A 16,613-nucleotide genomic window follows, 5' to 3' on the forward strand; every position below is an offset into this window, starting at 1 on the left:
TCATCATGATAAAATATGTTAGTAAATCTCTTAACCAGAGTTCAGGTTATTTAATTTTGTAATTCAGATCTGTTTTGGTACTCCCTAAGTATATTTTGAGCGAGCATTCAAAATTACCCTTGAATGTTGTTAAAAAGGCCGCATCTCATATGCATACTCATAATGAAGGATTTAACAATGACCACAGATTTACTGGCTCCGTATACATTAAACGACTCACTTGAACTTAAAAATCGCGTTTTTATGGCGCCTTTAACCCGTTGTATGGCTGATGATAATTTAGTACCTACGCAAGATATGGTCGAATATTATGCGCGCCGTGCCGATGCCGGTTTAATTATTAGCGAAGCCACTATTATTCGCCCAGATGCACAGGGCTACCCAAATACACCGGGGTTATTTACCAGCGAGCAAATTCAAGGTTGGAAAAAAGTAACCGACGCCGTACATGCAAACGGCGGTAAAATGTTTGCACAGCTTTGGCATGTTGGCCGTGTTGCTCACCCTCACTTTTTTGACGGCGAAGTATTAGCGCCATCGGCAATTGGTGTTGAAGGCTCTGTACCACGTATGCGTGAACTGACGTACATTACGCCAAAAGCGGCCACTAAAGAGGATATTAATTCACTGATAGCCGACTTTGCTAAAGCGGCCGAAAACGCCATTGAAGCTGGTTTTGATGGTGTAGAAATTCATGGCGCAAATGGTTATTTAATTGATCAGTTTTTACATTACGCTGCAAATGAGCGCACAGATGAATATGGCCAAACACCTGAAAATATGGCGCGTTTTGCAATAGAAGTGACCGATGCGGTTGTTACTGCAGTAGGTAATGAGCGTACGGCAATTAGGTTATCGCCAGGTGCTTATTTTAATATGGAAGAAGATAAGCGTGATAAAGCGGTATTTGATTATTTATTAGCGCAGCTAGATGACAAAAAACTGGCTTACATTCATGGCGGTATTTTTGATGACAGCACTCAATTTGACTCTTTAGAAGGTAAAACAACCTCGCAGTATTTGCGCGCTAACACTAAAACCAGCCTTGTAGGGGTAGGTAGTTATAGTTTTGATGATGCAAAACAAGCAATAAACAATGACCAGTTTGATTTAATTGCGATTGGTCGTCCATTTATTGCTAACCCAGATTACATTAGTAAAGTGGCTAATAATGAAGAACTTGTTGCTTATAGTGACGAGATGTTAGCTAAACTATTCTAATTAATTAGGGCGTGTTGACCTTTGGCGTTTGAATTTGCAGCAGTATGTTTGGTTTTTAGGCAAGGCAGAGCCTATGAAGTGTGGTTACTCCCCATAAATAGGCGATAACGCAGCATAAATGCCAAACATGCGCTGCCCTTCGGGTTCTGCCTAGGGGCGATAAACTCTTTGTTACTCGGTTTTTACTTAGCCCACTAGGTTACAAACCTCGTGCCGCGATTTAATCACCCCTAGATTGAACAAATTTCAATCCGCAAAGATCAACACGCCCTAGTATTTATATATAAATCAGCCTAGGTTTTTGTGCTTAGGCTGACTTACAAATGACATAACAAAGCCATAAAAACCCCACATTTTTTTAACACCCCTGTAAATAAACTTCATTTTTGTTGTCATAATTCGAAATCATACTGTGCCCGCTTTCATAATTACTTTATATAATTAAAACCAAACGGGATCACAATGTACGCTTTAACTAATAAATCGATTTTGAGCATGGCAATTGCTATGGCTGTATCAACGTCAGCTTATGCAAATGACAACGAAATAGAAGAAATAACCGTTACTGCAAAACCAACCAGTTACGCAAATAATGTGATTGAGCCTGCAATGCTTGATCAACAAACAACGGTTTCGAGTGTGTTATCGGTTATTGATAACTTACCTGGCATTAGCATAAACGAAGGCGATGCATTTGGTGGCGATGACTGGTCTACCACAATCACTATGCGTGGTTTTAGTATTGACTCAAACCAGCAGCAATTAGGGATGACCGTTGATGGTATTCCTAACGGTGGCTCAAACTATGGTGGGGGCGCTAAAGCAAACCGTTACCTAGACACTGAAAATTTAGCCACTGTAGAAGTAGGCCAAGGCACCTCAGATATTAAATCGGCATCGCTTGAGGCACTAGGCGGTACATTTAACTTTGTAAGTAAAGCGCCAAGTCTTGATAGCAGCACCACTTTTGCTTACACCTCGGGTAGTCACGATGCGACCCGCTTTTACGTTAAGCACGAAACGGGTACTTTATTTGATAATACACAAGCGTATGTAAGTTACTCACAAACTGATACTAGCCGCTGGATTGGCTCGGGTAGCAATGGCGGAAAAGATAACCAACACGCAGAGCTTAAATTTGTAACAACGCTTGCTGATTTAACAATTACAGGGCGTTTATCTTACGATGATGTAAGCGAGACTAACTACAACAGTGTAAGCCTTGCGCAATTTGAACAAACGCCAGAGTGGGATCAGCTAACGTGGAACTGGACAGGCGTTCCACATTACGACCAAATGTTTGCTGAGGGCTGGGGTACACTGCGCGAAAATACACTAGCGTATTTAAAGTTTGAGTATGCGCTTTCGCCAACATCGCTTATTACAGTGAGCCCTTATTATCATAAAAACTCGGGCCGTGGCGATTGGATCCCACCGTATTTAACAACTCCAGTAGATGAAAACGGCAACCCAACTACAGAGGGCGGCACTAACGCAGGCTCTTACGGTTTTGTAGATAGCGCAGGTAACGCACTGGCACCAAACGAAGGTTGTACGGCAAGTTTAAGCTGGCCGTGGGAGTCGGGGCCTGGTTTAAACCCAGCATGTTACGATGATACGGCAATACCTGTAATGTCGTATCGTCATACGCATTACAAAAAAGACCGCTTAGGGGTTACTGCCAACTACCAAGCTACGTTTGGCATGCACGACATAGAAGCCGGTTTTTGGTATGAGCAAAGCGACCGTGACGAGTCTCGCGATTGGCACAAAGTAATTAATGCCAGCATTTACCACCACTTTGATAGCACGCCATACTGGACCCAGTATAAAAACACCTTTGAGACCGACACACTTAAATGGTACGCGCAGGATTCAATGGCACTTGGTGATTTCACGCTTAACGTAGGTGTTAAAAAGTACCTTGTTGATATTGAAAAGTACGACCATTATCAAAATGCCACAACCGCTAAAGTTAATAGCGACTCTGATGTGCTATTTAGTGGTGGTATTTTGTATCAGCTAAATAACTCAACCGAGCTATTTACCAGCTACAGCGAAAACTTTGCTGCTATTAAAGACGGTGTGCTTGAGCGCGACAGCTCTGATTTATCGGCCATTGAAGCTGAAACCGCTGAAAACATCGATTTAGGTGTACGTTATCAAAATAACGCGCTAAACCTGACCGCAACAGCGTATTCAATTGAATTTGATAACCGTATTACGTTTATTGCCCCAGGTAGTGACACCGGCGGTATTGATTACACCATAGGTACAAATGGCTCTTACTTAAACGTAGGGGGTATTGAATCGCAAGGTTTAGAGCTGTCGGCAAGTTACATGCTAAGCCCACAATGGAGTGTATATAGCTCGTACACGAATAATGATTCAGAGTACAAAGGCGATGCACCCGGGTTTGAAGCCGGTGAAAAAGTAATAGACTCAGTAGATGACTTATTTGTGCTATCGACCGATTACTTTAGCGGTGATTTCCGCTTTGGTTTATCGGCTAAATACACCGGTGAGCGTGGCGAAGTTGATGGCTATACCGTGGTTGATTTAAACGCAGGTTACGCAACCGATATAAACGCAGGACCATTTAAAGCTATTGATGTTGCCTTTGTTGTTTATAACGTTACCGATAAAAGCTATTTAGCGGGTGGTACGGGCAATGGCAGCACTTACTTTATTGGTGCACCACGTACAGCAGCACTGACGTTATCGGCTACGTTTTAATAGCCATAATGTACAGTAAACAATTAAAAGCCCATCTTTGATGGGCTTTTTGTTAAAGGTACACAGTTATTATGAACTCAATTATAAAAGCCACGGTATTTAGCATCATTGTATTAATCAGCAATACCGCAAGCGCAGCGCAAAATGTAGTGCTAGTGACCCTTGATGGTGTGCGCTGGCAAGAGGTGTTTAGCGGCGCAGATAAAAACCTCATTAATAATGCCGATTTTGTTAAAAACCCAACGCAATTAAATAAGCAATTTTGGGCGCCTACCGCCAATAAGCGCCAGCAGTTACTCATGCCATTTTTAACTCAGCATGTGGCTAAAAAGGGCGTAATTGTAGGTGATAGAGCAAAGGGCTCTAATATGTCGGTGAGCAACCCTTGGTATTTTTCATACCCTGGGTATAACGAAATTCTCACCGGCGAAGTAGACGAAAAAATTAATAGTAACAATAAAGTATTAAACGCGAATAAAACCATTTTAGAGCGCCTAGATGAGCGTGCAGACTTTAAAGGTAAAACCGCTTTGTTTGGGAGCTGGGATGTATTTCCTTACATTGTGAATACTCAGCGTAGTAACGTGTATGTGAATGCGGGTTTTATGCCAATAGAAAACGATTTATTTGCCGATGCTAAGCTTTTAAACGCATTGCAAAATGAAATTCCAAGCCCATGGGAAAACGTACGCTTAGACAGTTTTACTTACCGATTTGCCAAAGCGTATATGCAGGCAAAAACGCCGCGCTTATTAGTCATTAGCTTAGGTGAAACCGACGACTTTGCGCACGATGGCCATTACGACCAGTATTTAAAATCTGCAAGGCAAAGCGATGCGTTTTTAAAAGACTTATGGAACACAATTCAAACTACACCGGGCTATAAAAACAATACAACGCTTATTGTTACCACCGACCACGGCCGCGGAAGCAGTGCAAGTGACTGGCAACATCATAGCTCTAAACGTGCGTTGGCTGAGCTGCATTTAGCAGGTAATAAATTTCCTGAGGGCATTGTCGGCTCTGAGCATATTTGGCTTGCTGCCATTGGCCCTGCAATAAAAGGGCACGGCTTAATTAAAACACAAAATGAGCTTAAACAAGCGCAGGTTGCAGCCACTGTTTTAAGCGCATTGGGTATAAACCCAAAACACCTAAATTCAAACATGGCACCGCCAATAAGTGAGATTTTAAAATGAAGCAGTTAGTAAAACCTATTACACACGCCGTATTAGCATTAGGGTTAGCGTTTAGCGCAAATACTATGGCAGCCCCTTCAAAAATTTTATTTGGCTCGTGTGGGCATCAAGATAAAGACATCCCAATATTTGACACCATTAATAAAGAGCAGGGCGATTTATTTATATTTTTAGGTGACAATATTTACGGCGACACCAACGATATGACGGTACTTGCCAATAAATACCAAAAATTAGGTGCAAAACCAGGCTTTAAAACGCTAAAAGCGAATACGCCAATCATTGCGATGTGGGACGATCACGACTTTGGTCAAAACGATATTGGTAAAGACTACCCACATAAAGAGCAGTCTCGCCAAATTATGCTCGATTTTTGGGGCGAGCCTAAAAGCTCACCCAGACGCACCCGCACGGATGGCATTTACACGTCGTATATGTATGGTGAGGATGAGCAAATCGTACACGTTATTATGCCCGATTTACGCTGGAACCGTGATGCGCTTAACCATGTAAGCGAGCTTGAATATTACACTAAGCGTAAGCTTAATAACCAAGGCCCGTATAGCCCAACAGAAGTGAAAGGTGCCTCTATGCTAGGAGAGGCGCAGTGGCAATGGCTTGAGCAAGAGCTTAAAAAGCCTGCGGCTATAAAGCTAATTGCCTCAAGCTTGCAGTTATTACCCGATTTTACAGGGTGGGAGTCGTGGGCTAATTTCCCAGAGGATCGTAACCGTTTATTTGCGTTAATTAAAAAACATCAAGTGAATGGGGTTATTATCATCAGTGGCGATACGCACTGGGGCGAAATATCAAAGTATCAACAAAACCTTGATTACCCTTTAATAGAAATGACCAGCTCAGGCCTCACTGAAAAGTGGAAAGACGTAAGCCCAAATAAACACCGTGTAGGTGATTACACTCACAATGTGAATTACGGCGATTTAAGCATAGATTGGCAACAAGCAGATCCGGCCATCTCACTTAAGCTTAAAGGAATAGATGGTAAAGTGATTATGCAAAGCGCATTTAGCTTATCAAGCATTAGCCCTTATAAATAAAATGACCTGAGCAATAAAACGCACAGTGATTAAAATTAACGCTGTGCGCTTAAACTCCCTGCTAACCCGCTGATTTATTAGTGCCAATTTGCTGATTGCGCTACCCCTATAAATGAAAATATCTTAAACTGGTTTTACTTCAAGTAAGGACTCCAGTTGTATGCTCAATATTATTCAATCAAACCGTATGGAAGCGCTGCAGGCTCAGTTTAATCAGCTGTTAAAAGTAAACCCGTTGCAAAGCCCATTCGATAAAGAAGTGGTATTAGTGCAGTCGCCGGGTATGTCGCAGTGGCTGAAAATTGGTTTAAGCGAAAACCTAGGGTTAGCCGCGCAGGTCGATTTTCCGCTGCCATCGAGCTTTATATGGCAGTTGTATCAGCAGTTATTGCCCAATGTACCTAAAGAGTCGGCATTTAATAAGCCTAACCTTGCTTGGAAATTATTTGCAATACTGCCCAGTTGTATTGATGAACCGCTTTATTTGCCGTTAAAAACCTATTTAGAGGGCGACCTAGACGGGCAAAAAACCTTTGCCCTGTGTGAAAAAATTGCCGATGTGTACGACCAATATTTAATGTACCGCCCGCATTGGATTGCCACTTGGGATAGCGGCAAAGACGAACTTGACGATGTTGATGTAAGCATTGCCCCGTGGCAAAGCGATTTATGGCGAAAGCTGGTGGCGCACAGTAAAGCGCTTGGGCAAAGCCAATTTCATCGTGCCAATATGCAAGGGCAGTTACTCGATGCCCTTGAGAATATGGATAATAGCTTACTACCTAAACGCATTAGTTTATTTGGTATATCGGCGATTGCGAGCTCGCAGCTTGAGGTGTTTGAAGCCTTGAGCAAAAAAACAGAGGTGTTTTTATTCTTTTTTAATCCTAGCGAGCATTATTGGGGCGATGTGGTTGATGAAAAAACAGCAGCCAAAATAAATGCCAAATACGCCAAAATGCCGCTTTTAGAAGCGCAGCAAAAAAAACAAACTAACCCTGATGAAGAATACTACTTTATAGGTAACCCGCTTTTATCGTCATGGGGAAAACTAGGGCGCGACTACTTTGAGCAACTCGTACAACTTGATGCGCGTTGGATTGATGGCTTTATAGATGCGTTTGACGATAGTTTACTGGGTCAAATTCAAAGCGAGATTTACCAACTGGCATTTAAAGGTGAGTCGCTTACCGATAACAAGCAATGGTTTATAAATGATGAGGGCAAACTGCCCATTAGCGACACCGACACCAGCATTACTTTAAGCGATTGCCACACACCGCTTAGAGAGGTTGAGCGCCTGCACGATTATTTACTTACTTTGTTTAATCAAAACCCGTCGCTCACTCCTAAAGACATTATTGTAATGATGCCTGATGTAGGCACGTACAGCCCGTATATTGAAGCGGTATTTGGCGGCGCGCAAAACACCAGTCGCTTTATTCCTTATGCATTGGCCGATTTAGCCATAGAGCAAGAAAAACCAGTGCTGAGCTCGTTTGCCAGCTTAGCCAATTTGCCGTTTTCGCGTTTTGGTGTTTCGGATATTCTTGATTTATTGCAAGTAACACAAATTGCCGAAAAATTTGCGCTAGAGGCGCACGAGTACGAACAAATTCAATATTGGCTTGAGCGTGTAGGGGTTAAATGGGGTATAAATGCTGAGCACAAAAGTAGCTTTGATTTACCCGCAATAGATTTAAATACCTGGCAGCATGGTTTAAACCGTTTACTGCTAGGCATAGCCCAGCGCGATGAACAATGCCCATTTAACGGCATTTATAGTGCCGATGAAGTAGAGGGCATGGCGCTTGATACCCTTAATAAATTGGTGCATTTTATTGATGTACTGCAGCGCTTTAAAGATGAGCTAACCCCTGATGATACTCTTAGTAATAAAGCGGATATTTTATCTGAGCTAATAAATGCTATTTATTACAATGAGGGCGAAGACAGCTGGGATTTACTGGTACTGCAAAATGTTTTAGAGGAGCTTAAAAAGCACCACGATAATGGCGATTACGATAAACATGTATCGCAACGAATTGTAAGCTACCTGATAAAACAAGGCATTCAAGAAAAAGGCGTAGGGCAGCGCTTTTTAGTGGGGCAAGTTAACTTTTGTACACTAATGCCTATGCGCGCTGTGCCGTTTAAAGTGGTGTGTATGCTTGGTTTAAACGATGCCGATTACCCACGTACGGTGCAGCCAATAGGGTTCGACTTAGTGCCGTATTCTAAAAAACAAAAAGGTGACCGTTCACGTAAATTAGATGACCGCTACTTATTTTTAGAAGCCCTGCTTAGTGCCCGCGAAAATTTATACATAAGTTACATTGGCCGCTCGTGTTTTGACAATCAACCACGTATGCCCTCGACCTTAGTAAGCGAGCTTTTAGAGTACATCGGCCGCAGCTTTACGTTAGCAAATGACAGCGAAAAAACGCTGCCTGAGTGTTTAATTAATCAACAGCACTTACAGCCTTTTAATCGTGCGTATTACACAGCAGACAGTGAAGCTGAGGCTAAGCTGAGTAATCACAGTTTTAATCCTATTTGGTTGCCAAGCGAGCGTATAGACGCGCAGCCGCTAACAGCCATTGATGTAACAGCGCCCGCGCAATTAGAGCTTGATGTATTTATTCGCAGTGTGTGCAACGCACAAGAGAGCTTTTACCAGCAAACATTAGGTTTACGCCTACCTGAATTTAACGAAGTCGCAAAAGATGAAGAGCCTTTTAGCCTAGATGCGCTGCGCCGCTACTTTTATTTAGACGAAATACTGCAAGCCAACATTAATGAGCAACCTTTAAGTACAGAGCAAATATTGCAACGGGGAGAGCTGCCACAAGCCAATGTGGGCAATTTAGTGTACGAGAGCATGGCACACCGAGTAGATGCACTAGCCGGGCAAGTAAAAGAGCATATCAAAAGCGGCAAGACCGACCCGCTTGAGGTGTCTTTGCGTATAGAAAACACCACCATTGAGGGCTGGCTTAATCATATTTACCTTCAAAAACAAGTGTTTTATCGAAGTGCCAGTATAAAGGCCAAAGATTTAATTAAGGGCTTTATATATCATCTTGTTGCACAAAGTATGGAACAAAATGTTGAAACCCTATTACTAGGGCTTGATAAGCAAATTAGCTTTGCACCACTGAGTAAAAATGAGGCCGATGCCTTGCTCAATGATTGGTTTTCGTTATATCAAGCCTTGCGCAAAGAGCCTGTGGCATTTTATCCGGTAAGTGGCTATGAATACGTTAAAAGTGGTGGCGATATTGGTAAAGCCATTAGCAAGTTTAACCCACAATACATAGGGCGCGGCGAGGGCGAAAACCCGTATATTCGTTTAACGGTGCAATCGCTCAATGACTGCCAAGAAGAGTTTATTAAGTGGAGCGAAAAATTACTCTCCCCATTACATGCACATGCAAAGGAGAGTGACCATGCAAGCGCTTAATCCGCTAACAATGCCGTTAAAAGGGCAAAGTTTAATAGAAGCCAGTGCGGGTACAGGTAAAACCTACACCATTACCGGGCTTTATTTACGTTATTTATTAGGCTTGCAAATACCAGGGGAGATAAACACCCCGTTAAGCGTTGAGCAAATACTTGTGGTTACCTTTACCGATGCTGCAACGCAAGAAATTAAAGACCGCGTACGCAGCCGTATTATTGCTGCGCGCGATGCATTACTTGGCCAAAACCCAAATGATGAATTAATAGAAGGTGTAATAGCCGCAGTAGATGATAAACACCGCGCCTTTGATTTACTCGATGCCGCCGCTAAATCTATGGACGAAGCCGCTATATTTACCATTCATGGTTTTTGCCAACGCATGTTAAAGCAGCATGCGTTTGAATCGGGCGTTGCTTTTAACCTTGAATTTATTTTAGATGAGCGCGACATACTGCTCGACACAATTAAGGATTTTTGGCGCGCCTTTGTATACCCACTTAATAAAGAACGCACTGATGCTATTTTAGAGGTGTTTGCAGCCCCTGAATCGCTATTTAGCCAAGTTAGTAGTGTGCTAAATAAAGCCAATGCGAACATAGTGCCGCAAATAAACTTAGATGACGTATTTAAAGCTCGCGATGAGTACATTGCTAAAGTACCCGCTTTTAAAAAAGCAGTGCTGGAGCAAGAGTTTATAGTTGCAATAAAGGGCTCGGGTTTAAGTGGCTCTAAAACACCTGGGCGAAAAGGCAGTTTAACGGCCCTTGAAGGATTTTGTTTAGGTGATGAGTTATTTTTTGAATTTGGCACCAATAAATACTCGTTTGAGGTGTGGAGCAGCGAAAACTTAAGTGACGCCAGTAATTATAAAAAAAATCAGCCATTATTTAGCCACCCTCTGCTTAGCTTGTTTGATGAGCTTAGCGCACTTAATACTAAAATTAATCAGGGCCTTAAAATTGCCGTTGTACAAACCGCAGCTCGGTGGGTTAAACAGGCAATTGTAAAACGCAAGCAAGAGCAAAGTGTGATCACCCCAGATGATTTACTGACTAATTTACACAGTGCTTTAAATGCCGAGCAGGGCGAGGCTTTATCGCAAAAAATAGCGCAGCTATTTCCTGTTGCCATGATTGATGAGTTTCAAGATACCGATCCGATTCAGTACGGAATTTTTAGCAAAATATATGGCCAAGAAAAAACGACGCTTGCCATGATAGGCGACCCAAAACAGGCTATTTATGGATTTAGGGGCGCTGATATTTTTACCTATATTGGCGCAAAAGAGTCGGTAGAGCCTGAGCAGCAATTTACTTTAGGTACCAATTTTCGCTCAAGCACCGATATAGTAAGCAGTGTAAACAGCTTGTTTTCTAAACATGCCAATAGCTTTATTTATAACGATGCCATACCGTTTAACGCAGTAGCAGCAAAAGGCAAAAAAGCCGATGAAACATTTACAATAGATGGCAAACCTGCCACCGCGTTTGAATTTAATGTATTTGTAGATGAAGCTGCAGATGAAAAAAACAAACCCACCAGCAAAGGGGTAGGGCAAGGGCATTTGGCCAGCTATTTTGCCAATAAAATAGTGACATTGCTTGAGCAAGCCGAGCAAGGGCGAGCGTGCATTGGTAAGCATAAGGTGACCGCTGCCGATATTTGTATATTGGTGCGCGACCGTGTAGAAGCGCAAATAATGAAAAAAGCACTGAGCAATGCCAATATTGCTAGCGTGTATTTATCGCGCGACAGTGTTTTTAGCCAAGAGCTTAGCCACCATTTACTTAATTTTTTAACGGCATTGCATGGGCAATACAACGAGTCGTTACTGCGCGGCGTATTAGCCGGGCCATTATTTTGTTTAAGCTACAACGAAATTTACGCCCTTGCTGATGATGAAAATAAATGGCAAGAGCACTTAAACTTTTTTGCTCAACTTAGCCATATTTGGAACAAGCAAGGCGCAATGGCGATGCTTGAGCGTTTGTTAAGTCATAATCAGCTGAGCGCTAAGTGGCAAGGACTTGGCTATAACGTTGAGCGCTGGTTAACCGACTTTAGACACTTAGGTGAAATACTGCAGCAAAAGCAAATAGAGCTAGAAGGCACTTTGCGCTTGCTACGTTGGTTTGCACAAAAGGTTAGCCAGCAAGATGGCGAAACCGTGCAAGTACGCCTAGAGAGTGACGCCAATTTAGTTAAAATTGTGACTATGCATGCCTCAAAAGGGCTCGAGTATCCGCTGGTATTTATGCCTTTTGCCAGTGGCTATCGCGAAACTAAAGAAGCGCTTTATCACCAAAACGGCCAGCTAGTTTACGATTTAAGTAAAAACGAAGACGCCTTAGCACAAGCCGAGCAAGAACGCTTAGCTGAAGACTTACGCTTACTTTATGTTGCCCTTACCCGCGCGGTACATTTTTGTGCGCTTGGGGTGTATAACATAGGGCAAGGGCAAAGTAGCCGTTTGGCTATACAAAGTAGTGCATTAGGGCATGTGTTATTTGCAGGGCTTGAGCTTACAAGTAGCCAAACGTGGCGCACCCACTTAAGTGAATTTTGCGACGCTCACACCGAAATGCACTATCAGCAATTTACGGCTGAGCAATTGGCCGAACATGGCCAATTAACACTTAATAGCGCAGTGCAGCAAAGCCAAGCGTTAAGAGTTAATACGGTTACAGCCAACATAGAGCGAGATTGGCGAGCAACCAGCTTTAGCGCGCTGAGCTTTAAAAAGCACACCGATCATATTGAGCCTGGACGCAGCGATGAAGATCATGAAAAAGATGAATTTGCTAACAGCCAAGATGAAATACCATCGCCTTACAGTTTCCCAAAGGGGGCAAAGCCCGGAAGCTGTTTGCATGAAATATTTGAACAAATAGACTTTACCAGTGCGCAAGTACACCCTACAAATCCAGAGCAAAATTTAGCAGAGGTAGTAAAACATACGCTGGATAAATATCATATTAGCGAAAGCTGGCAACACGTGACCGAGCAATGGGTGCTTGATTCGTTAACCTGCCCTTTAAACAATGAGGGGTTAAGCTTAAGTCAATTAGCCCCGACAGATTGCCTAGTCGAAATGGAATTTAACTTACCTTTAGATAGTTTAAGCGCGCCTAAATTAAACGAAATACTGGTTAAGCATTTTGGTTTTACCCAAAGCAAACTCGAGTTTTCTCATGTAAAAGGCCTGTTAAAGGGATTTATAGATTTAATTTTTTGCTATCAAGGGAAGTATTATATTTTAGATTATAAGTCTAATTACTTAGGTAATACGCCCGCTGACTATGAAAGCGACCTGCTAGAGCAAGCCATGAATAGCCATCAGTATCATTTACAGTATTTAATTTATAGCGTTGCGCTGCACCGATTACTCAAACAACGCATTAGTGATTATGCAATAGAAACCCATTTAGGCGGGGTTTATTATACTTTTTTACGCGGCATGTCGGCGGGCAAAGGGGTGTATTTTAATAAGCTTAGCGCAGAGCAAATCACACTATTAGATGGCTTATTTAGCCAAGGAGCCATGTTATGAGTGACTACCCTATGCAGCAAAGCCTGTTTGATGAGCCGCCAGCACCTGCCCAACCGTTAAATACGGTGGAGCTGCTTGACTACTTATTAGATGAAGAACGCATAAGAATGGTAGATGTAAAGCTTGCCTTAATGCTGTGCGATAACCAGCAAAACGACGTGTTTTATATAGTGTTATTGCTGTGTTTAGCACAGCAAAGCCAGCATAGCTGTTTAACATTAAAAGAAGTCGACTGGCAAAACCCGTTTAATTTACGCCAAAGCGACTTTACTAAAACCGAGGGCAATGTACCAAATATTACATCGCCTTTTAACGAAGCCTTTAACTACCTCGATGCGCTTAGCTGTTTAAGTGCCCATAACAGTGTGGGCGAGGCCAAACCCTTACAGTTATTTAACGAACGGCTTTATTTTGCGCGCCTAGCTGATTATGAGCACACCTTAGCTACACGTTTACTTGCGATGAGTGAGCGCCATTTAAATATAAATACCCAGTTACTCAGCCAATTATTAAATGACTACTTTGTTGATAATTCAGCGCTTGCGATTGATTGGCAAAAAGTAGCTTGTGCTATTGCAGCAACAAAAGGCTTTAGCGTTATTACGGGCGGGCCAGGGACTGGTAAAACCACCACCGTGACTAAGCTATTAGCTATTTTACAGTCGCTTTATAAAAGTGCACCTTTAAGCATAAAGCTGGTGGCGCCTACAGGTAAAGCGGCAGCCCGTTTAAGTGAATCAATTTTAGGTGCAAAAGAGCAACTTAAAATTATTCCTGAGGATATAAAGGCCTTAATTCCCGATAGCGCGCAAACCATTCACCGGCTTTTAGGGGTTAAACCCTTTACTAATAAATTTAAGCATAACAGCACCAACCCGCTGCATTTAGATGTACTTATTATTGATGAAGCCAGCATGGTTGATTTATCACTCATGGCTAAATTAATAGAAGCACTGCCTGCGCATGCGCGTTTAATATTGCTTGGCGATAAAGACCAACTTGCCTCGGTAGATACCGGCAGTGTAATGAGTGATTTATGCCAAGTGTTAGCATTGGGTGAAACGCCTAATTACTCGCAAGCACGATGTGATGAGCTTAATGCTTTATGTTTTAAAGGAGAGGCTAAATTAGCGTCGCCTGGACATAGCGAATTTAAACTAGCCGATTGCATTGCGTTTTTACAACACAGCTACCGATTTGATGCACAAAGTGGCATTGGCCAGCTTGCTCTGGCGGTTAATACTAACCATAACGGTATTTTAAAATACGTAGAGCAACAAAGCACACAAGGCCAATTTAACGATGTTATTTTAGATTATGACTTTGTTGCAAAACCCATAGAAAAATTAATAAACAGTGCTGCTAAGCATTACGCTCATTATTTAAATTTAATTGCACAAGGGGCAAGTGTTGCAGATGTTCACGCGGCGTTTTCTCAATATCAATTATTAGCGGCCGTTCGTGAGGGTGATTACGGCGTAAATAGCTTAAACAGCCGCATTGAGCGCGCACTTGTGCAACAAGGGTTAATATCGGTAAGCCCAAACCAGCGCCATTACAGTGGTATGCCTATTATGGTGAGCCAAAACGATTATCAACTTAAGTTGTTTAATGGGGATATTGGTATTTTAATGCCCGATGAAAGCGGGCAGTTAAAAGCGTTATTTATTGATGAGCAAAACACGGTTCGGGCATTTTCACCTGCGCGCCTGCCTGCTCACGATAAAGTGTATGTAATGACCATACATAAATCGCAGGGCTCGGAGTTTAGTTATACGGCTATGGTTTTACCGCCGCTTAAACACGCCAGTATGGGTGTAAATAGGCAGCTGGTGTACACAGGCATAACACGTGCTAAAAACACCTTTGAGCTGGTGGCCGATAAAAAAGTACTGCAATTGGCCATGAGCAAAAGCGTATCAAGAGCCTCAGGATTGTATGAGCGCTTAAAATACTAATACCTGTTTATATTTAAAGATAGAACTAATTACTAAAAAACCTAACGTATTTTTATGCGTTAGGTTTTTTTTGCTTTAGTACTGCCTAGTTACTAGGTATGTGTAAATAATACTAAATATTGCAATTATTTGAATTTAAATAATTGAATATACAGTCAATATAGGTTTAGCAGAATTTAAATGATAATAAATTGTTGCATTTTTGAGCGTTGTTCCTAATACTGGTCAATGCATGTGCGCCTGCACATGTGTAAATGAATACCTTAAGTACATAGGCATAAAAATAAAACACTGAACACATTAAGGATTTATATGAACAACTCTAAACGAACACACACACTTAAATATCTACTTTTAGCCAGCGCTGCGTTTTTAATGAGCTTTTCTGCACTGAGTAAAGATCACAAAATTATACTGATCCACGGCTTACAGGTATCGCAAATAACCAATAAGTCGGGCAGCGATGTAATAAACGACGGTGAAACCTATTGGCAAACCTATTGGAATAACCGTGCTGATGAACGTATCGATTGGCCTGCCTATGAGCGCATTGAAGGTAAAATTGCGACCGATTGGGTATGGCCTAAATTAAAGCAAATATCGCGTTCTAACTTATGTGCTGATGGCTGTGTACTAGTAACGCATTCAACAGGCGATTTAGTTGCTCGCCATATTATTGATAACCAAGCTAATTGGCTTGAAAATGCAGGCCTTACGCCACTTAATATTGTGGCGACCTTTGATTTAGCGGGAGCAGGGGGCGGCAGCGAGCTTGCCGATATTGCTGTAAGTGCTTTAACTGGCGCAGCATGGAACTTTGCAGTGGATGCAGCACTCAAATGGTGGTTAGGCAGCGATGTGACAGAAGCGGTGGGCGTATTACACGATTTAAAAGTAAATAACGCACGCAAAATTTCGCCGTTTCCAGATGCGCGTACGCCGCGTTTACGTTTTGTAGCCGATGGTAATGAGTACCTAGGTTTAACGGGCGGATTTTTAAAAGGTAATGATGATTCGGTGGTGGCATCGCATTCATCGTGTGGAGCAAGCGCGGCTAAATCGTTTGGTAGTTGTAGTAGCACTATTGATACTAATGGCCAGTTAAAATCACAAGGCGATGCCGTTAATAGCTTTATGCCGCACCATTATCCAATGATGATGAGCGACAGTTACAGCCACAACGAGATCCATAATGCGCAGCGCAAAGGGAATGTCACAATTGCCATGAACAATATAAATGTAGATGGTCAAAATGTTGGCTTTAACACATTTGATAAAACAACGGGTACTTGGTTTTGGAAAAAACACTACCGCTATATTAAGGATTCAAACACGCAAAGCGCCTCGGCACTTATTTATAACGTGATCCCTTAATAAGTACCTAAATTTTATAAACGCGTTAGGTATTAAACGCTAGAGCGTGTAGTT

Annotated in this window: 8 protein-coding genes; all 8 read left to right on the forward strand. The window is 42.3% G+C overall.

All coding sequences use genetic code 11. The features are described 5' to 3' along the window. Positions 1 to 177: 177 nt before the first annotated feature. The 8 genes from PSH48_RS18720 to PSH48_RS18755 all read left to right on the forward strand — a co-directional run bounded on the left by PSH48_RS18720 (position 178) and on the right by PSH48_RS18755 (position 16,559). Entirely contained in the window at positions 178 to 1,221 is a 1,044-nt protein-coding gene (locus tag PSH48_RS18720; RefSeq protein WP_248461298.1) for an alkene reductase, read from the forward strand. A gap of 462 nt (positions 1,222 to 1,683) precedes the next feature. Next, positions 1,684 to 3,957 (forward strand): TonB-dependent receptor domain-containing protein, encoded by a 2,274-nt coding sequence (locus PSH48_RS18725; RefSeq protein WP_055255334.1) that lies wholly within the window; start codon positions 1,684 to 1,686, stop codon positions 3,955 to 3,957. A 71-nt stretch (positions 3,958 to 4,028) separates the two neighbouring features. Further along, positions 4,029 to 5,156: an alkaline phosphatase family protein gene (locus tag PSH48_RS18730; protein ID WP_273612095.1), complete on the forward strand. Its 1,128-nt coding sequence runs from the start codon at positions 4,029 to 4,031 to the stop codon at positions 5,154 to 5,156. Next, on the forward strand, positions 5,153 to 6,214 hold the full coding sequence (locus PSH48_RS18735) for an alkaline phosphatase D family protein (protein WP_024032577.1): 1,062 nt from the start codon (positions 5,153 to 5,155) through the stop codon (positions 6,212 to 6,214). Before PSH48_RS18730 ends, PSH48_RS18735 begins: the two co-directional genes overlap by 4 nt. A gap of 160 nt (positions 6,215 to 6,374) precedes the next feature. After that, the gene (gene recC, locus PSH48_RS18740; RefSeq protein WP_273612096.1) at positions 6,375 to 9,677 is read left to right on the forward strand and encodes an exodeoxyribonuclease V subunit gamma; all 3,303 of its coding nucleotides are present in this window, start codon (positions 6,375 to 6,377) and stop codon (positions 9,675 to 9,677) included. Beyond that, positions 9,664 to 13,227: an exodeoxyribonuclease V subunit beta gene (gene recB / locus PSH48_RS18745; protein ID WP_273612097.1), complete on the forward strand. Its 3,564-nt coding sequence runs from the start codon at positions 9,664 to 9,666 to the stop codon at positions 13,225 to 13,227. The genes recC and recB overlap by 14 nt, the downstream gene beginning before the upstream one ends. After that, on the forward strand, positions 13,224 to 15,185 hold the full coding sequence (gene recD, locus PSH48_RS18750) for an exodeoxyribonuclease V subunit alpha (RefSeq protein WP_273612098.1): 1,962 nt from the start codon (positions 13,224 to 13,226) through the stop codon (positions 15,183 to 15,185). Before recB ends, recD begins: the two co-directional genes overlap by 4 nt. A gap of 312 nt (positions 15,186 to 15,497) precedes the next feature. After that, a complete protein-coding gene (locus PSH48_RS18755; RefSeq protein WP_273612099.1) occupies positions 15,498 to 16,559 on the forward strand; it encodes a hypothetical protein in 1,062 nt (353 codons plus the stop codon). The last annotated feature ends 54 nt before the right edge of the window (positions 16,560 to 16,613 follow it).

Source organism: Pseudoalteromonas sp. Angola-4, assembly GCF_028599265.1.
Taxonomy (GTDB): Bacteria; Pseudomonadota; Gammaproteobacteria; order Enterobacterales; family Alteromonadaceae; genus Pseudoalteromonas; species Pseudoalteromonas atlantica.

What these genes read in the sequence shown, in the direction of transcription:
- PSH48_RS18720 (WP_248461298.1), top strand. Translation starts at nt 178, where the DNA reads ATGACCACAGATTTACTGGCTCCGTATACATTAAACGACTCACTTGAA.
- PSH48_RS18725 (WP_055255334.1), top strand. Translation starts at nt 1,684, where the DNA reads ATGTACGCTTTAACTAATAAATCGATTTTGAGCATGGCAATTGCTATG.
- PSH48_RS18730 (WP_273612095.1), top strand. Translation starts at nt 4,029, where the DNA reads ATGAACTCAATTATAAAAGCCACGGTATTTAGCATCATTGTATTAATC.
- PSH48_RS18735 (WP_024032577.1), top strand. Translation starts at nt 5,153, where the DNA reads ATGAAGCAGTTAGTAAAACCTATTACACACGCCGTATTAGCATTAGGG.
- recC (WP_273612096.1), top strand. Translation starts at nt 6,375, where the DNA reads ATGCTCAATATTATTCAATCAAACCGTATGGAAGCGCTGCAGGCTCAG.
- recB (WP_273612097.1), top strand. Translation starts at nt 9,664, where the DNA reads ATGCAAGCGCTTAATCCGCTAACAATGCCGTTAAAAGGGCAAAGTTTA.
- recD (WP_273612098.1), top strand. Translation starts at nt 13,224, where the DNA reads ATGAGTGACTACCCTATGCAGCAAAGCCTGTTTGATGAGCCGCCAGCA.
- PSH48_RS18755 (WP_273612099.1), top strand. Translation starts at nt 15,498, where the DNA reads ATGAACAACTCTAAACGAACACACACACTTAAATATCTACTTTTAGCC.